Source organism: Achromobacter veterisilvae, assembly GCF_900496975.1.
In the GTDB taxonomy this organism is placed as follows: Bacteria; Pseudomonadota; Gammaproteobacteria; order Burkholderiales; family Burkholderiaceae_B; genus Achromobacter; species Achromobacter veterisilvae.
Map to the genome: position 1 here is coordinate 86408 of NZ_UFQC01000003.1, position 16488 is coordinate 102895.

Below are 16488 nucleotides of genomic sequence, written 5' to 3' on the forward strand. Positions count from 1 at the left end.
ATTCGTCTCCTCGGTGTGCGCGTGGCCGCGCATCGTTGATGGGTATTCCGCCCCTGGCATCGCCCGAGGCCCACAAGCCGCGGAACCTCCGCGGCGCTTTGCGTTCGTGCTGCCGGTACTTGTAAAACAAATATATGTATTGAGCTTATGCTTGTCAACCAAGTATACTTTTTGAACCCCAGCCATCCGACCCCCGGGTCAGCCAGGAGCCGCCCATGAAAACTTCCCCGGTCACCGCGCAGGATCTGCAGCGTTCGGTCATCGCGGTGCCGCCGCTGGCGCGCCGCGACGACCTGTCCCTGAACGTGGAGGCCAACAAGGCCCTGCTCGGCCACCTGGAAGCCGGCGGCGTGCGCAACGTGATGTATGGCGGCAACGCCAATTTCTATAACGTGGCCGTGAGCGAATACGCGCGCATCGTCGACATGCTGGCCGGGATGGCGGGCGAGGACACCTGGATCCTGCCTTCGGTGGGACCCGACTACGGCAAGATGATGGACCAGGCGGCGATCCTGCGTTCGCGCGCGTTTCCCACGGCCATGCTGCTGCCCATGTCCTTCCCCTACACCGACGCGGGGCTGGCCGAGGGCGTGCGCCGGTTCACGGACGCGCTGGGCAAGCCCGCGGTGGTCTATCTGAAATCGGCCGATTACCTGGCGCCGGCCACGGCGGCGCGCCTGATCGAGGAAGGCCGCATCGTGGCGTTCAAGTATGCGGTCGTGCGCGACGACCCGTCGCGCGACGCGTATCTGTCGTCCCTGCTGCAGGCCGTGGATGCGCGCTGGATCGTCAGCGGCATCGGCGAACGTCCGGCCATCGCCCACTACCGCGGCTTCGGCCTGAAGAGTTTCACGTCCGGTTCCGTCTGCGTGGCGCCGCGCGGGTCGATGCGCCTGCTGCATCTGCTGCGCGACGGCCGCTACGAAGAGGCCGAGGCGGTGCGGGGAAAATACCTGCCGCTGGAGGATTGCCGCGACGGCATCAGCCCGATCCGCGTGCTGCACGACGCGGTGACCCTGTCGGGCGTGGCGGACATGGGGCCGATGCTGCCGCTGCTGACGGGCTTGTCCAGCGCCGAGCGCGAACGCGTGGCGCCGGCCGCGCGCGCCCTGGCCGCGTGGGACCGGGAAGCCGCGGCGGCGTGAGCATGCGCCGCGCGGCGGACCCGGGCATGCGCATCGCCTTGCGCATTGACGGTACGATGGGCGCTGTTCCGCCTCTGTGAACAGGCCCCAGTATCGAGGAGGTTCCGTGGCCCGACCCAAAGCATCGCCCCCGCCCGCGCCCCAGGCGCCTGCCGAACCGGACGCGCATGGCGCGCTGGTGCTCGAACGCGGGCACCGGGTGCGGCTGGCGGACCAGCTCTACGGGCAGATCTTCGAGCAGATCGTGTCCGGCGGACTGAACGTCGGCGACAAGCTGCCCTCCGAAAACGAAATATCCGAACGGTTCGGCGTGTCGCGCCCGGTCGTGCGCGAAGCGCTGCTGCGCCTGCGCGCCGACGGCCTGATCACCGCGCACCAGGGGCTGGGCACTTTCGTCAGCCATCAGCCCGCGCCGCGCCTGAAGACCTTCAACGACGTGCAGAACGTCAGCGCCTACCTGCGGGCGCAGGAGGTCCGCGTGGCGCTGGAGGGCGACGCCGCGCGCCTGGCGGCGCTGCGCCGCACGGACGAGCAGCTCAGGAAGATCGAGGACGCGCACGCCGCCTTCGCCGACAGCCTGGCGCGCGGCCAGGTATCGGCCGAGGCGGACCTGGCGTTCCACGCCAGCATCGCCGAAGCCAGCGGCAACGATTTCTACCTGGGCGTGCTGGAGAGCATCCACGAATCCATCAGCGGCTTCATGCGGCTGACCCTGAACCTCACCCGCACCGGTTCGCGCCAGCGCGCGCAGCGGGTGGTGGACGAGCACGCCGCGATCCTGGACGCCATCCGCGAGCAGGACAGCGAGCGCGCCCGCGTCGCGATGCAATTCCACCTGGGCCAGGCCCGCCACCGGCTGGTGGACCGGAACCGCGACTGATCCCGCGCGCCGCGGCCCGCGAACCACGACAGGAGACAACAGAGTGCGAGGCAATGGAGCGACAGCGACGGACGTGCCGGTGGAGCAGGTCCGCGAACAGATCCTGCAGGTGCTGATGGCATGGGGCATGGCGCAGGACCTGGCGCACGTCACCGCCGGCCTGATGGCGCGGACCGACCTGCTGGGCATCGATTCGCACGGCATTTCGATGCTGCCAGCCTACGAGGAAAAATGGCGCGCCGGATCCCTGCGGCTGGAGGCGCGCGCGCGGATCGTGCGCGACGGCGGCGCCAGCGCGCTGATCGACGGCATGGGCGGGCTGGGCTATCCGGTCGCCGCGCAGGCCATGCACCTGGCCGTCGACAAGGCGCTGGAGCACGGCGTGGGCGCGGTGTCGGTGTGCAATTCGCATCACTTCGGCGCGGCCGGCATTTATGCGCGCATCGCCGTCGAACGGGGCGCGGTGGGGCTGGTGGCCAGCAGCGCCAACGGCGTGATCATGGTGCCCACGCGGGGCGCCATGCCCATGCTGGGGACCAATCCCATCGCCTTCGGCGCGCCGGCGGCCTATAACGAGCCCTTCCTGCTGGACATGGCGACCACCACCGTCGCGGCCAACAAGGTCAAGGTGTACGACTTCCTGGACAAGCCGCTGCCGCCGGGCTGGGCGGTGGACGGCCAGGGCGGCGCGGTGACCGACGCGGCCGCCGCCATGCAATTCATCTTCGAGCACCCCGAAGGCGGGCTGACGCCCTTGGGCGGCACCGGCGCCATGAGCAGCCACAAGGGCTACGGCCTGGCGATGATGGCGCAGATCCTGGGCGGCACGTTGAGCGGCAGCGCGTTCGCGGCGCGGCGCGCGCCGACCCGCCGGCCGGGCGAGCCCGACGACGTGGGGCATTTCTTCCTGGCGCTCAATCCCGACGCCTTCCGCGCGGCGGGGTCGTTCGAGTCCGACATGGACGACATGATCGACGCCATGCACGACACGCCGCCCGCGAATCCCGGCGAGCCGGTGCTGGTGGCGGGCGAGCCCGAGGCCGCCGAGCGCGCGCGCCGGCTGCGCCAGGGCATTCCCATTCCGGCCGCGCTGGCGCAGCGCCTGCGCGGCATTTGCGAACGCGCGAGCACGCCCTATCTGCTGGGCGCGCCTGATTTCCAATAACCCCTCGCCCGAGAGCAGAGGCATCGAGACATGAGCCATTCAGACAAGCGCAAGAAACCCGAGGAACTGCGCAGCCACCGCTGGTACGGCGTCAAGGACCTGCGGTCCTTCGGCCACCGTTCGCGCACCGCGCAGATGGGCTATCACCGCTCGGACTACGCCGGCAAGCCCGTCATCGCCATCATCAACACCTGGAGCGACATCAACCCCTGCCACAGCCATTTCAAGCAGCGCGTGGAAGAGGTCAAGCGTGGCATCTGGCAGGCGGGCGGCTTCCCGGTGGAAATGCCGGCCATGAGCCTGTCCGAGCCGTTCCAGAAGCCCACGACCATGCTCTACCGCAATCTGCTGGCGATGGAAACGGAAGAACTGCTGCGCTCCTATCCGGCGGACGGCTGTGTGCTGATGGGCGGCTGCGACAAGACCACGCCGGCGCTCATCATGGGCGCGGTGTCGATGGACCTGCCGACGATCTTCGTGCCGGCCGGCCCCATGCTGCGCGGCAACTGGAACGGCAACACCCTGGGCTCGGGCTCGGACACCTGGAAGTACTGGGCGGAACTGCGTGCCGGCAACATCACCGAGGAAGACTGGCAGGGCGTGGAGGACGGCATCGCGCGTTCGCCCGGGCACTGCATGACCATGGGCACCGCATCCACCATGACGGGCGCGGTCGAGGCGCTGGGCCTGTGCCTGTCGGGCGCGTCGTCCATCCCGGCGCCGGATTCGCGGCATGCGCAGATGGCCAGCCTGACGGGCAAGCGCATCGTGGAGATGGTGTGGGAAGACCTGAAACCGTCCGACCTGCTGACCGCCGCGTCCTACGACAACGCGGTGCGCACGGTGCTGGCCCTGTCGGGGTCGACCAATTCCGTGGTGCACCTGATCGCCATGGCCCGCCGCAGCGGCTTCAACCTGGACCTGGACCGGTTCGACCACCTGGCGCGCACGACGCCGGTGCTGGCCAACCTGCGGCCGGCGGGCAAGTACCTGATGGAAGACTTCTATTACGCGGGGGGCTTGCGCGCGATGCTGGTGCAGTTGGGCGATCTGCTCGACACCGCGCAGCGCACCGTCGACGGCCGCACGCTGGGCGAGAACATCGCCGGCGCGCGCATCTTCAACGAAGACGTGATCCGGCCGCGCTCGCAGGCGCTGATCGAGCGCGACGGCCTGGCGGTGCTGCGGGGCAACCTGGCGCCGGACGGCGCGGTGATCAAGCCGCCCGCGATGGAAGCGCGCCTGCAGGTGCACACCGGCCGCGCCGTGGTCTTCAAGGACTACAACGACATGGCGGCGCGCATCGACGACCCGGACCTGGACGTGGACGCCGACAGCGTCATCGTGCTGCAGAATGCCGGGCCGCAGGGCGCGCCCGGCATGCCGGAATGGGGGCAGTTGCCGATCCCGCAGAAACTGCTGAAGCAGGGCGTGCGCGACATGGTGCGGATCTCGGACGCGCGCATGAGCGGCACCAGCTACGGCGCCTGTGTGCTGCACGTGGCGCCCGAGGCCTACGTCGGCGGCCCGCTGGCGCTGGTGCGGGACGGCGACCGCATCGCATTGGACGTGCCCGCCCGGCGACTGGAACTGCTGGTGCCCGAAGCCGAGCTGGCCGCGCGCCGCGCCGCATGGCAGGCGCCGCCGCCGCGCTTCGAGCGCGGCTACGGCGTGCTCTACCTGAAGCACATCGGCCAGGCCGACACCGGCTGCGATTTCGATTTCCTCCAAAGCGAAACGCGCGCCGCGGCCGCAGGCGAACCCGAAATCCATTGATGCCCCAGTGTCTGACACCCGTATGAGAAACCCCCACAAGTCCAAAACATGCTTCCCGGGTGTCTGACACCCTCAACATCCAAGATGCCCCCAGTGTCTGACACCCGTACGAGAAACCCCCACAAGTCCAAAACACGCTTCCCGGGTGTCTGACACCCCCCCATCCAAGAAGAACCCACAAAGAGGAGACAACCATGCATCAAAACCCATCCAAGGCGCGCAGACGCCTGATCGCCCTGGCCGCCGCGACGGCAGGCGCGCTGGCCCTTCTGCCCGCCGCCTCGATGGCGCAGGCCGACGCCTGGCCGGCCAGGCAGTTGAAGCTGGTCGTGCCCTTCCCGGCGGGCGGCAGCACGGACTCCGTGGGCCGCCTGCTGGCGGCCGAGCTGTCCAAGGAACTGGGCCAGACCGTGGTCGTCGAGAACAAGGGCGGCGCCAACGGCAACATCGGTTCCGACGTGGTGGCCAAGGCGGAACCCGACGGCTATACGCTGCTGCTGTCGGGGGTCGGCTCCAATGCCATCAGCTACGCGGTCTACCAGAACATGCCGTACCGCAACAGCGATTTCGCGCACGTCTCGCTCCTGGCCACGGGCCCCAACGTGCTGGTGGCCAACAACGACTTCCCGGGCAAGACCTTCGCGGACTTCATCAAACTGGTCCGCGAGAATCCGGGCAAGTACACGCACGCGAGTTCGGGCAGCGGCTCCTCCGGCCATCTGGCCATGGAAATGCTGGAGCAGGACGCCAAGATCGACCTGGTGCACGTGCCCTACAAGGGCGGCGCGGCGGCCATCACCGACATGATCGGCGGCCGCGTCTCGGTAATGTTCCTGAACCAGGACACGCTGCTGCCGCAAGTCACCTCGGGCAAGCTGCGCGCCCTGGCCGTGGCGAGCGCCAAGCGCAATCCGGCCTATCCCGACACGCCCACCGTGGCGGAATCGGGCTTTCCGGGCTTCTCGGCCGAGTCGTGGTTCGGCCTGTCCGCGCCCGCCAAGACCCCGCCCGCCGTGATCCAGAAGTTGAACCAGGCGACGGTGAAGGCCTTGTCCTCGCCTGAAATTCGGCAGAAGCTGGAGAGCGTGGGCTTCGTGGTGGTCGCGGACGACCCGAAGTCGTTCTCGGCCTTTGTGGACAACGAGATCGCCAAGTGGGGCAAGGCGGCCAAGGCGTCCGGCGCGAAACTGGATTGATCCCGCGGGGCGCTTCCCCGGCTGTCGGATGGCCGGGGCAGGCGCCCCCAACGAATGGCAACTTATTTTTCCTGATACGAAGGCAGCAATGAATTCACCCTTACCCAACCGTTTCCGGCAACGCATCCTGGCGCGCGAACGGCTCATCGGTTTCTGGATGTGCATGTCCAGCCATATCACCGCCGAACTCGTGGGGCTGGCGGACTTCGACTGGCTGCTCCTGGACGGCGAGCATTCGCCCAACGAGGTGCCGATGTTCCTGCAGCAGTTGCAGGCCCTGCAGGGCAGCGCCAGCGCCGCCGTGGGGCGGCCGTCCTGGAACGATCCGGTGGAGATCAAGCGGCTGCTGGATATCGGTTTCTACAACCTGTTGATTCCGTTCATCGAGTCCGAGGACGACGCGCGCCGGGCCGTGGCCGCCACGCGCTATCCGCCGCAGGGCATGCGCGGCGTGGCGGGCGCCCAGCGCAGCAACCGTTATGGCACGGTGCCGGATTACCTGCACACCATCAACGACAACATCTGCGTGCTGCTGCAGATCGAAAGCCGCCCGGGGATAGACGCGGTGGACGAGATTGCATCGGTGGAAGGGGTGGACGGCGTATTCATCGGGCCGTCCGACCTGGCCGCGGCGCTCGGGCATATCGGCAATCCCGGCCACCCCGAAGTCCAGGAGGCCATCCGCCACCTGTACCAGCGGGTGTCGGCCCAGGGCAAGGCCGTGGGCATCCTGGCGCCGGTGCACGCGGATGCGCGGCGCTACCTGGACATGGGCATGCACTTCGTGGCGGTAGGGACCGACCTCGGCGTGTTCAAGCAGGCGACCTTCGCCTTGCGCGAGGCCTTTCCCACCTGAGCGGTCCGGCGTCACGTGGCTGCGCCACGTCTCCACGTGTCTGACACCCGTACGAGAAGCTCTTACGAACACCAGACCCTCTTCCCGGGTGTCTGACACCGGCAGTATCTGACAGTCTTTCAAAGCAGGCCGGTGTCTGACACCCGGGAAGACTGCCTTGATCTCTCAGGCCGTTTCGTACGGGTGTCAGACACCTGGAGGGGTTACTCTTCCAACGCCAACAATTCCCCGATCGTCTGCCGCCTGCGGATCAGCCGCGCCTCGCCTTCATCCAGCAGCACTTCCGGCGCCAGCGGCCGGCTGTTGTAGTTCGAAGACATGGACGATCCGTACGCGCCCGCGTCGTGGAACACCAGGAAATCGCCGATGCGCGGACGCGGCAGCAACTGGTCGGACACGACGCCGCCGGCGTCCTGGGTGAACACGTCGCCCGATTCGCACAGGGGGCCGGCTACCGCGATGCGCGTTTCCGGCGAGCCCTGCGGCTGGCCGCCGTCCGGCGCATGCACCGAAATGCGGTGATAGCTGCCGTACATGGCCGGGCGCATCAGGTCGTTGAATCCCGCGTCCACCAGCGCGAAGTCGCGCTCCGGGCGGCGGTTGATCGAATGCACTTCGGCCACCAGGGCGCCGGCCTCGGCGACCAGGAAGCGGCCCGGTTCGATTTCCAGGCGGACGTCGTGGCCCAGGCGCTCGGCGATGCGCTGGCGCGCCGCGTCCCACTGCTCGAAATAATGATCGCAGTCGATGCGCGAATCGCCGTCGCGGTAGGGGATCGACAGGCCGCCTCCCGCGGAAATGGCCTCGATGTCGTGGTCCAGCGACGCCACGACGTCGACCATGGCGTTGCACACGCTGGACAGGTGGCCGTAGTCGACGCCCGAGCCGATGTGCATGTGGATGCCGACCAGCTTCAGGCCGTGGCGGCGCACGATGGACATGGCCTGGGCGAGGTCGCCGATCCAGATGCCGTGCTTGCTCTGCGGGCCTCCGGTGTTGGTCTTGTTGCTGTGGCCGTGGCCGAAGCCGGGGTTGATGCGCAGCCATACGCGATGGCCGGGCGACGCCTGGCCGACGCGGGCCAGCATGTCCAGCGAACCGGCGTTCACGGTGATGCCGTGCTTGAGCACGGCGGCCAAGGTGGCGTGGTCGATCAGGTCCGCGGTGAAGACGATGCCTTCCGGCTCGCCCCGCGGCTGGAAACCGGCCGCCAGGCTGCGTTCGATCTCGCCCAGGGACACGGCGTCCACCACGGCGCCTTCCGCGCGCATCAGGCGCAGGATGTGCAGGTTCGAGCAGGCTTTCTGCGCATAGCGGATGGTGTCGAAGCGGCGCAGTTGCGCGATGCGCTCGCGGATGACGGCGGCGTCGTAGACCCATAGCGGCGTGCCGTGTTCGGCGGCGAGTCGGGTGAGTTGGCGCGGATCGAATGCCATGGCTGGCGAAACCTCAGGGGAGTGAAACCAGGCGGCATGATGCCCGGCTTCGGCCATCCAGTAAAATGCTTATATTTCCTTGATTCATTCAATATTGATATGGAGAAGCCATTGTTGAAATTCATTGGGCCTGGACTCCAATCGCGTTGCATGTAACGCCAACACAGCGTAAAATTACATGTAACGCGACCAGGAGGCTAATCATGGGGGCATCAATCATCAACGCCCGAGTGCAAAAGCACAGGGATGCACTACGCAAGGCAGGGTTGCGCCCGGTGCAAATCTGGGTGCCTGACACCCGGCGACCGGGGTTTGCCGAGGAATGCCGCCGCCAAAGCCTTGCGGTAGCCGAGTCGGACAAGGCCGACGAGCAATTGGAACGCCTGATGGATGAGACCGCTGCCGACGTCGATGGCTGGACGGAATGATGGCGTATGAGAGTATGCGCGGGGCGCTCGTTACCGTTGCAATGCAGGGTGATTTCGGCAAACCCAGGCCAGCGCTTGTGATCCAGGCCGACCAGTTCAGCGTACACCCCAGCGTAACGGTACTGCCAGTGACAAGCATGCTTGTCACCGCTCCCTTGCTGCGGGTCACCATCGAGCCGACGCCAGAAAACGGTCTGCAAAAGCCGTCGCAAGTTATGGTTGATAAGGTGCTGACGGTCAAGCGCGAAAAGCTCGGCCCACCCATCGGCCGTATCGACATGGCCGTGATGGTTCAGGTTGAACGCTGCCTTGCCGTTTTCCTGGGCATCGCCAAATAGGAGCCGCCCTGAATCCGAGCGAACACCGCGCCAGCGTGGTTGCTGTGTTCAATCTGGGCGACACAAATTCCAAACTCAATGGAATTCGACAGCCATGCTGACGCACCGGCATATCGAGGTCTTCCGGGCGGTGATGATCGCCGGCAGCGTGACCAAGGCGGCCGAGCTGCTGGGCTCGTCCCAGCCGACGGTAAGCCGCGAGCTCGCGCGCCTGGAGCAGGGCATCGGCTTTGCGCTGTTCGACCGGGTGGGAGGGCGCCTGCGGCCCACCATGCCGGGCCTGGCGCTGTTCGACGAGGTTCGCCAGTCCTATGCCGGCCTGGAGCGCGTGGCGTCCGCCGCGGCGCGCCTGCGGGCGTTCAAGGGCGGGCAGTTGTCGGTGATCGCCTTGCCCGCGTTTTCCCATTCGATCCTGCCCGAGGCCTTCCGGCGGTTCCACGAGCGGCATGGCGGCGTGAGCCTGGCCGTGGAAACGCAGGAGTCGCCCGTCCTGGAGGAATGGCTGACGGCCCAGCGGTACGACCTGGGCCTGACCGAGCACGACGCGGCGCCGGCGGGCACGCGGGTGGAGCTGCTGTTGGAGGTGGACGAGGTCTGCGCGCTGCCCGACGGACACGCGCTCTTGGCGCGGCCGCGGATCGAGCTGGCGGACTTCGAGGGACATGCCTTCGTCAGCCTGTCTTCCAGCGACCCTTACCGGATCCAGATCGACGAGGCCTTTGCCGAAGCGGGCGTGCTGCGGCGGTCCATCGTCGAGACCCCCACCGCCGTGTCGGTCTGCACCTTCGTGCGGCAGGGGCTGGGCCTGGCCATCGTGAACCCGCTGACCGCCCTGGATTTCGTCGGGCGCGGGATGCACATCCGCCCCTTGGCGCGTTCGTTTCCGTTCCGGGTCAGCGTCGTGTTCCCGGAGCATCGCCCGGGCAATCCGCTGGTCGGCGCGTTCATGGCGTCGCTGCGCGAGGCGGCGGCGGCCGTCGAGAGCCGGCTGGCGGCCAGCCTGAATTAGTGTGTTTTTTTTGCTTGGCGCCAGAAACAAAAAAGGATGCCCGCGGGCATCCTTTTCTATTTGCCGTATTCGTGACGCCCCGGCAGGCCGGGGCGGCAGAATGGCTTAGGCCAGCGCCTTGATGGCGGCAGCCAGGCGGCTCTTGTGGCGAGCGGCCTTGTTCTTGTGGATGATGTTCTTGTCGGCCACGCGATCGATCACGCTCGAGGCCTTCTGGAACACTTCGCCTGCCGCAGCCTTGTCGCCAGCGGCGATGGATTGGCGAACGCGCTTGATGGCGGTGCGCAGCATCGAGCGCAGGCTGGAATTGTGCTTGTTGCGCTCAACGGATTGGCGAGCGCGCTTGCGGGCTTGGGCGGTATTGGCCATGTTGCTATATAAGTTGAATTCGGCAAAGTCGAACATTGTAGCAAGTCCCTACGGGATTGCAAGCTTTTAATGTCAAGTCTACCGATGGAGCGCCCGTCAACCGGGCGGGGGGCGCTGGGAGGAATGTCCCTGGGTTGGAGGACCCTTGCGGACGATTTCCGGAAAAGCCCGGAGAAAATCCGGCCTGGAGGAAAACCCGCGGCGCCTACTGGATAAAAACACCGTGCCAAGTATACAACGAAGCCGGCCCGGCGGCACGGACGCGCGCGCGGGCGTTGTCAGGTGGCGACGTTGATCGAGACGAACCAGGGCGTGAAGCGGCGGACGTGGATCGGCATCATGTCCTTGAGCGTGTCCAGCGCGGCGTCGGTGTCGTCCAGCGGGAAGTGGCCGGAGACGGGCAGGCCGCCGGCCGCCATGGACACGCGCAGGGTGCCGCTGCGGTAGGGGCGCAGGGCGGCGATCACCTCGGCCAGCGGGCGGCCGCGGGCCTCGACCCAGCCGGCTTCCCAGGCGGCTTCGGCCATGAGCTCCGCGCGCGGGGTGTCCATGCGGGATGCGTCGAAACGGGCGCCCGTGCCGGCGCGGACGGTGCCGTGCGCCCCGGACATGGTTTCGACCTCGACCTCGTGTTCATGCACCACCACCACCGTGCGCTGGGCCTGCTGCCGCACCATGTAGCGCGTGCCCAGGGCACGGACCGTGCCTTCGGCCGTCTGGACGAGGAAGGGGCGGCGCGCGTCGGGCGCCACGGATACCGTGACCGCGCCATCCAGCAGGCGGACCTGCCGGTAGGCGGGGGTGAAATCCAGGTTGACGCGGCTGCGGGCGTCCAGCAGCAACTGGCTGCCGTCGGACAGCACGTAGCGGCGGCGTTCGCCCGTGGCCGTCGCGGCGTCCGCGGCGACGTTGTTCAAGGGGTAGAAGGCATTGCCTATATAGGCGGCGCAGGCGCCGGTGCCGGCGAGCGCCAGCGCGCCGGCCAGGAAACGGCGGCGTGGCGGCGCGATGGCCAGGGGCGGCGGTGCCAGCGGCGTCTGGGGGGCGGGGCCCGCGGCGGCGTACCCGGCGGGGTAGGCGTCGCCAAGCCGGCCGAACGTCGACCCCTCCAGCGAGCCCGTCAACTGTTGCCAGGCATTCTCGTGGGCAGGGTCTGCCGCTCGCCAAGCCAGGAAGTCGTTGTAGTCCTGCGCCGTCGCCTTGCCTGAGCGCAACAGCAGCAGCCAATTGATGACCTGGTCCGCCATGGGTTGTCCTTGGGCGTACTTCACTTCATGTCCCCGCATATGTTCCCGGGGGGGGTCCTTTCGATGGCAACTTGTAAATAATAAAGGTTTTTTACCAAAGATTACGGGGCGATTGTCAATTCTTGACGAACCTAGTGCAAAAAAGCCGGCACTAGGCCGGCTTTTGGGGGGAATCTAGGCAGAATTGCCGAATTTAACGCGTCGGGCGTCGCCCAAAGTCCCGAGGACGAAAGCCAAACAGTAACAACATTCCGAAGTAGACCGCGCCGCTGGCGGCCAGCACGCCGGCCAGCCAGGCCACGCGCAGCCCGGCGTGCGCCTGCAAGGCGATCCAGTCGATCCGCCCGTCCGCGTACCAGAGCAGCGCCGCCAGCCCCGCCAGTGCGGGCAGCAGGCGCAGCGTGAACGCGGCCCACCCCGGACCGGGCTGGTAGAGGCCGCGGCGCAGCAGCCCGATCAGCAGCGCCAGCGCGTTCAGGCAGGCGCCCAGGCCGATGGCCAGCGCCAGGCCGGCATGCGCCATCAGGGGCACCAGCGCCAGGTTCAGCAACTGCGTCACGATCAGCACGCCGATGGCGATCTTCACGGGCGTGCGGATGTCCTGCTTGGCGTAGAAGCCGGGGGCCAGGATCTTGACGGCCAGCAGGCCGATCAGCCCCGCGGAGTAGGAGATGACCGCCAGGCGCGTCTGGGCGACGTCCTGGGCGGCGAAGGCGCCGTAATGGAAAAGGGTGGCGACCAGGCCGTCGGACAGCAGCGCCATGCCGATCGCGGCCGGCAGCCCCAGCAGCAGCACCAGGCGCAGGCCCCAGTCCAGCAGCGCGCTGTAGCCGCCGTGGTCGTCGCTCGCATGGGCCGCCGACAGGCTGGGCAGCAGCACGGTGCCCAGCGCGACGCCCAGCAAGGCCGTGGGGAATTCCATCAGGCGGTCGGCGAAGGACAGCCAGGTCACGCTGCCGGGGGTCAGCCAGGTGGCGATATTGGTATTGATCAGCAGGGAGAGCTGGGCCACGGACACGCCCAGCGTGGCGGGCGCCATCTGCTTCAGGATGCGCTGCACCGTCGGATCGCTCCAGGCTTCGCGGAACCGCGGCGAAAACCTGGGCGTCAGGCCCAGCCGCGCCAGGGCGGCCCATTGCACCGCCAACTGGGCCACGCCGCCGATCATCACGCCGATGGCCAGCGCGTAGATGGGCACGTCCATGCGCGGCGCCAGCCAGAGGCAGGCGGCGATCATGGAAAGATTGAGCAGCACCGGCGTGAAGGCGGGCACGGCGAAGCGGCGCCAGGTGTTCAACACGCCCGAGGCGAAGGCGATCAGCGACATGCAGAAGATGTAGGGGAACATCATCCGCGTCATCCAGACGGCCGCGCCGAATTCGGTGTCGCGGTCCGCGCCGCGCAGGCCGCTCGCCATGGCCGACACCACCCAGGGCGCCGCGACGATGCCGGCCAGCGTGATCAGCATCAGCGCCAAGGTCAACAGCAGGGCCACGCGGTCGAGCAGCGTGCGGACCTCTTCCGGGGAACGGTTGTTGCGCGCCGCGCCCAGGATGGGCACGAACGCCTGTGCGAAAGCGCCTTCGGCGAACAGCCGGCGCAACAGGTTGGGAATGCGGAAGGCGACCCAGAACGCGTCAGTGATGGGGCCGGCGCCGAAGGCGCGGGCCACCAGGATGTCGCGGACCAGGCCGGAAATGCGGGACAGCAGCGTAAAGCTGCTGACCGTGGCCGCCGAACGGAACAGGCTCATGGGGAAGGCTATGTAATGAAAAAGGGGCCGACTGGCCCCGCAAGACAGGATCTTCGCCCGAAAGGCGCCGCGCCCGCAAGAATGTACGGTCTCCGGCGGCACCTTGCCGAGTCTGCAAGACTAAGCGCGGAGACCGATGGTCGTTTTGACGACCGTCGTAAAAATAGCCGCGCCGCCGCCGGGCCGCCCCAAGGCGGCGCAGCCCCCTCGGGGGGCAGCAAGCACACGCAGTGTGCGCGGCGTGGGGGCCTCACTTCGGCGGCATGCGGATGGCGCCGTCCAGGCGGATCGTTTCGCCGTTCAGCATATCGTTCGTGATGATGCTGTGGACCAGCTTGGCGTAGTCTTCCGGGCGGCCGAGACGGGCGGGGAAGGGGATGCTGGCGGCCAGGGAATCCTGCACTTCCTGCGGCATGCCGAAGATCATGGGCGTGCCGAAGATGCCCGGGGCGATGGTCATGCAGCGGATGCCGGTCTTGGCCAGGTCGCGCGCGATCGGCAGGGTCATGCCGGCCACGCCCGCCTTGGACGCGGCGTAGGCCGCCTGGCCGATCTGGCCGTCGAAGGCGGCCACGGATGCGGTGTTGATCATCACGCCGCGCTCGCCGGTGGGTTCGGGCGAGTTCGCGCTCATGGCTTCGGCGGCCAGGCGCATCATGTTGAAGCTGCCGATCAGGTTGATCGACACGACCTTCTGGAACAGATCCAGCGGGTGCGCGCCGTTCTTGCCGACGATCTTGGCGGCCGGAGCCACGCCGGCGCAGTTAACCAGGCCGAAGAGCGCGCCCAGTTCCTTGGCCGCGGCCACGGCGTTCTTGCCGTCGGCTTCCTGCGTCACGTCGCAATGCACGTAGCGCTGGCCCAGTTCCTTGGCCAGGGCCTCGCCCGGCTCGTCCTGGACGTCGGCGATGACGACCTTGGCGCCGTTCTGCACCAGCATGCGCACGGTGCCCGCGCCCAGTCCGGAAGCGCCACCCGTAACGATGAATACCTTGTTCGCGATTTCCATGTGTCTACCACCAGATCAATTCAAGGGATGAAAGCGGCGCGGCAGGCGCCGAATGTGACAAGGCCTTCGGGCCGGGGCGGGAACGCGTCGCGTCCCGCCGGCGCCGAAGGCCTTCAAGCCATCGCGGCGCCGGTCAGCTCTTGACGGCCTCGAAGAGGCGCGACTTGATTTCGTCGACCGCGCCGACGCCGGAGATCTTGCGGTACTTCGGCGCGCCGGCGGAATCCTGCTGCGCCCAGGTCGAGTAGTAGTCGACCAGGGGGCGGGTCTGTTCGCGGTACACGGACAGGCGGTTGCGCACGGTTTCCTCGCGGTCGTCGTCGCGCTGGATCAGTTCCTCGCCGGTGACGTCGTCGCGGCCTGCCGTCTTGGGCGGGTTGAAGCGCACGTGGTAGGTGCGGCCGCTGGGCTGGTGCACGCGGCGCCCGCTCATGCGTTCGATGATGTCTTCTTCGGGCACTTCGATTTCCACCACGTAGTCCAGCTTGACGCCGGCGCTCTTGAGCGCGTCGGCCTGCGGGATGGTGCGGGGGAAGCCGTCGAACAGGTAGCCGTTGGCGCAGTCGGACTGCTTCAGGCGGTCCTGCACGAGGCCGATGATGATCTCGTCGGAGACCAGGCCGCCGGCGTCCATGACCTTTTTGGCTTCAATACCCAACGGCGTACCCGCCTTCACGGCCGCGCGCAGCATGTCGCCGGTGGAGATCTGGGGGATGCCGAAGTGCTGGGTGAGAAACGCGGCCTGGGTGCCTTTGCCGGCGCCGGGGGGTCCGAGCAAGATGAGACGCATGAGTGCTCCTGATGGGGTTTATTTTTTGTGATCCGGGGAATTATGCCGCAATGCAGCAGCCGGTGCGGCGCTGCGCTATAGGAAATAACCCTTATGTCTGATTGGCGTAGGCCAGCCGGACGCGCTCCAGGTCCGCCGGGGTATCTACGCCCGCCGCCGGAGGGTGGGACGCCCGATGGACGACGATGACGTGCCCGTGTTCCATGGCGCGCAGTTGCTCCAGCGACTCGAAACGCTCCAGCGCGCCTTGCGGCAGGGTGGGGTAGCGGCGCAGGAACGACACGCGGTAGGCGTACAGCCCGATATGGTGCCAGGCGGGCAGGCCCTCGGCCAGCACGCGTTCGCCGGAGGCCAGCGCATCGCGGGCCCAGGGGATGGGGGCGCGCGAGAAATACAGGGCGCGGTCGTCCGCGGCGCAGACCAGTTTCACGACGTTGGGGTTGAACAGCGCTTCGGCGTCGGCCAGGGGGCAGGCGCAGGTGGCGATGTCCGCCTCCGGACAGGCTTGGAGCTTGGCGGCGACGGCGTCGATGAGGCCGGGCTCGATCAGCGGTTCGTCGCCCTGGACGTTCACCACGATGGCATCGTCGGGCAGGCCGAGCTGATCCACGGCTTCGGCCAGGCGGTCGGTGCCGGTGGGATGGTCGCCGCGGGTCATCAGCGCCTGCAGGCCATGGGCCTGCACGGCCTGCTGGACCCGCGCGTCGTCGGTGGCGACGTAGACGCGGGCAGCGCCGGACTGGGCGGCGCGCTCGGCCGTGCGCACCACCATGGGCTTGCCGGCGATGTCGGCCAGCGGCTTGTCGGGCAGCCGGGTCGAGGCGGTGCGCGCCGGAATCAGGGCGATGAAGCTCATGCGGCGGCGGTTCAACTGGCGGCGGGGGCGTCGTCGAGCGCGCGGGCTTCCGATTCCAGCATGACGGGGATGCCGTCGCGCACGGGGAAGGCCAGGCGGTCGGCGCGGCAGACCAGTTCGGCCTGCTGCCGGTCGTGTTCGAGGCGGCCCTTGCACAGGGGGCAGACGAGGATGTCGAGAAGGCGGGATTCCATGACCGGAATTCTAAAGCAGTTTGCCCCGGGCCGGACCGGCC

General features: G+C 67.7%; 17 protein-coding genes. 9 read left to right on the top strand and 8 right to left on the bottom strand.

What is annotated here, in order from left to right; all coding sequences use genetic code 11:
* The first annotated feature begins 215 nt into the window (after positions 1-215).
* The 6 genes from AVE30378_RS03465 to garL all read left to right on the top strand — a co-directional run bounded on the left by AVE30378_RS03465 (position 216) and on the right by garL (position 7018).
* On the top strand, positions 216-1145 hold the full coding sequence (locus AVE30378_RS03465; protein WP_129239378.1) for a dihydrodipicolinate synthase family protein: 930 nt from the start codon (positions 216-218) through the stop codon (positions 1143-1145).
* A gap of 175 nt (positions 1146-1320) precedes the next feature.
* A complete protein-coding gene (locus AVE30378_RS03470) occupies positions 1321-2025 on the top strand; it encodes a FadR/GntR family transcriptional regulator (RefSeq protein WP_165360076.1) in 705 nt (234 codons plus the stop codon).
* A 43-nt stretch (positions 2026-2068) separates the two neighbouring features.
* Complete coding sequence (locus tag AVE30378_RS03475) at positions 2069-3190, top strand: Ldh family oxidoreductase (RefSeq protein WP_129239380.1); 1122 nt, start codon at positions 2069-2071, stop codon at positions 3188-3190.
* Between the two features lie 30 nt (positions 3191-3220).
* A complete protein-coding gene (gene araD / locus AVE30378_RS03480; RefSeq protein ID WP_129239381.1) occupies positions 3221-4966 on the top strand; it encodes an L-arabinonate dehydratase in 1746 nt (581 codons plus the stop codon).
* A gap of 194 nt (positions 4967-5160) precedes the next feature.
* Positions 5161-6162: a Bug family tripartite tricarboxylate transporter substrate binding protein gene (locus AVE30378_RS03485; RefSeq protein WP_129239382.1), complete on the top strand. Its 1002-nt coding sequence runs from the start codon at positions 5161-5163 to the stop codon at positions 6160-6162.
* Between the two features lie 88 nt (positions 6163-6250).
* Positions 6251-7018: a 2-dehydro-3-deoxyglucarate aldolase gene (gene garL, locus AVE30378_RS03490; RefSeq protein ID WP_129239383.1), complete on the top strand. Its 768-nt coding sequence runs from the start codon at positions 6251-6253 to the stop codon at positions 7016-7018.
* A 203-nt stretch (positions 7019-7221) separates the two neighbouring features.
* On the opposite strand, the gene lysA is transcribed toward garL, so the two are convergent.
* Complete coding sequence (lysA, locus tag AVE30378_RS03495; protein ID WP_129239384.1) at positions 7222-8454, bottom strand: diaminopimelate decarboxylase; 1233 nt, start codon at positions 8452-8454, stop codon at positions 7222-7224.
* Positions 8455-8657: 203 nt separating this feature from the next.
* Here lysA and AVE30378_RS03500 point away from each other — a divergent pair, with 203 nt between their 5' ends.
* From AVE30378_RS03500 to AVE30378_RS03510, 3 genes are all read left to right on the top strand, one after another.
* The gene (locus tag AVE30378_RS03500) at positions 8658-8882 is read left to right on the top strand and encodes an antitoxin MazE family protein (RefSeq protein ID WP_129239385.1); all 225 of its coding nucleotides are present in this window, start codon (positions 8658-8660) and stop codon (positions 8880-8882) included.
* Positions 8879-9220 carry a type II toxin-antitoxin system PemK/MazF family toxin gene (locus AVE30378_RS03505; protein ID WP_244234950.1) on the top strand — a complete coding sequence of 114 codons (342 nt, stop codon included), beginning with the start codon at positions 8879-8881 and terminating at the stop codon, positions 9218-9220. Before AVE30378_RS03500 ends, AVE30378_RS03505 begins: the two co-directional genes overlap by 4 nt.
* Positions 9221-9314: 94 nt before the next feature.
* The gene (locus AVE30378_RS03510) at positions 9315-10229 is read left to right on the top strand and encodes a LysR family transcriptional regulator (protein ID WP_129239386.1); all 915 of its coding nucleotides are present in this window, start codon (positions 9315-9317) and stop codon (positions 10227-10229) included.
* A 105-nt stretch (positions 10230-10334) separates the two neighbouring features.
* Here AVE30378_RS03510 and rpsT read toward each other — a convergent pair whose 3' ends face one another.
* The 7 genes from rpsT to AVE30378_RS03545 form a co-directional block, all read right to left on the bottom strand.
* On the bottom strand, positions 10335-10598 hold the full coding sequence (gene rpsT / locus AVE30378_RS03515; RefSeq protein WP_006396042.1) for a 30S ribosomal protein S20: 264 nt from the start codon (positions 10596-10598) through the stop codon (positions 10335-10337).
* Positions 10599-10876: 278 nt separating this feature from the next.
* Positions 10877-11845, bottom strand: a complete 969-nt coding sequence (locus AVE30378_RS03520; RefSeq protein ID WP_129239387.1) for a FecR family protein — start codon at positions 11843-11845, stop codon at positions 10877-10879.
* Positions 11846-12038: 193 nt separating this feature from the next.
* Positions 12039-13598, bottom strand: a complete 1560-nt coding sequence (murJ, locus tag AVE30378_RS03525; RefSeq protein WP_129239388.1) for a murein biosynthesis integral membrane protein MurJ — start codon at positions 13596-13598, stop codon at positions 12039-12041.
* A gap of 250 nt (positions 13599-13848) precedes the next feature.
* Positions 13849-14607, bottom strand: a complete 759-nt coding sequence (locus AVE30378_RS03530) for a 3-hydroxyacyl-CoA dehydrogenase (RefSeq protein ID WP_129239389.1) — start codon at positions 14605-14607, stop codon at positions 13849-13851.
* Positions 14608-14740: 133 nt separating this feature from the next.
* The gene (adk, locus tag AVE30378_RS03535; RefSeq protein WP_129239390.1) at positions 14741-15397 is read right to left on the bottom strand and encodes an adenylate kinase; all 657 of its coding nucleotides are present in this window, start codon (positions 15395-15397) and stop codon (positions 14741-14743) included.
* A gap of 91 nt (positions 15398-15488) precedes the next feature.
* On the bottom strand, positions 15489-16253 hold the full coding sequence (gene kdsB / locus AVE30378_RS03540) for a 3-deoxy-manno-octulosonate cytidylyltransferase (protein ID WP_129239391.1): 765 nt from the start codon (positions 16251-16253) through the stop codon (positions 15489-15491).
* Between the two features lie 11 nt (positions 16254-16264).
* Positions 16265-16447, bottom strand: coding sequence for a Trm112 family protein (locus tag AVE30378_RS03545; RefSeq protein WP_129239392.1), 183 nt, complete (start codon positions 16445-16447; stop codon positions 16265-16267).
* Positions 16448-16488 lie beyond the last annotated feature (41 nt).

Excerpts from the sequence above, each read along its gene's own strand:
- AVE30378_RS03520 (WP_129239387.1), bottom strand. The coding sequence starts at position 11,845 with ATGGCGGACCAGGTCATCAATTGGCTGCTGCTGTTGCGCTCAGGCAAG.
- AVE30378_RS03465 (WP_129239378.1), top strand. The coding sequence starts at position 216 with ATGAAAACTTCCCCGGTCACCGCGCAGGATCTGCAGCGTTCGGTCATC.
- AVE30378_RS03510 (WP_129239386.1), top strand. The coding sequence starts at position 9,315 with ATGCTGACGCACCGGCATATCGAGGTCTTCCGGGCGGTGATGATCGCC.
- adk (WP_129239390.1), bottom strand. The coding sequence starts at position 15,397 with ATGCGTCTCATCTTGCTCGGACCCCCCGGCGCCGGCAAAGGCACCCAG.
- murJ (WP_129239388.1), bottom strand. The coding sequence starts at position 13,598 with ATGAGCCTGTTCCGTTCGGCGGCCACGGTCAGCAGCTTTACGCTGCTG.
- kdsB (WP_129239391.1), bottom strand. The coding sequence starts at position 16,253 with ATGAGCTTCATCGCCCTGATTCCGGCGCGCACCGCCTCGACCCGGCTG.
- AVE30378_RS03500 (WP_129239385.1), top strand. The coding sequence starts at position 8,658 with ATGGGGGCATCAATCATCAACGCCCGAGTGCAAAAGCACAGGGATGCA.
- rpsT (WP_006396042.1), bottom strand. The coding sequence starts at position 10,598 with ATGGCCAATACCGCCCAAGCCCGCAAGCGCGCTCGCCAATCCGTTGAG.
- AVE30378_RS03485 (WP_129239382.1), top strand. The coding sequence starts at position 5,161 with ATGCATCAAAACCCATCCAAGGCGCGCAGACGCCTGATCGCCCTGGCC.
- araD (WP_129239381.1), top strand. The coding sequence starts at position 3,221 with ATGAGCCATTCAGACAAGCGCAAGAAACCCGAGGAACTGCGCAGCCAC.
- AVE30378_RS03545 (WP_129239392.1), bottom strand. The coding sequence starts at position 16,447 with ATGGAATCCCGCCTTCTCGACATCCTCGTCTGCCCCCTGTGCAAGGGC.
- garL (WP_129239383.1), top strand. The coding sequence starts at position 6,251 with ATGAATTCACCCTTACCCAACCGTTTCCGGCAACGCATCCTGGCGCGC.
- AVE30378_RS03530 (WP_129239389.1), bottom strand. The coding sequence starts at position 14,607 with ATGGAAATCGCGAACAAGGTATTCATCGTTACGGGTGGCGCTTCCGGA.
- AVE30378_RS03505 (WP_244234950.1), top strand. The coding sequence starts at position 8,879 with ATGATGGCGTATGAGAGTATGCGCGGGGCGCTCGTTACCGTTGCAATG.
- lysA (WP_129239384.1), bottom strand. The coding sequence starts at position 8,454 with ATGGCATTCGATCCGCGCCAACTCACCCGACTCGCCGCCGAACACGGC.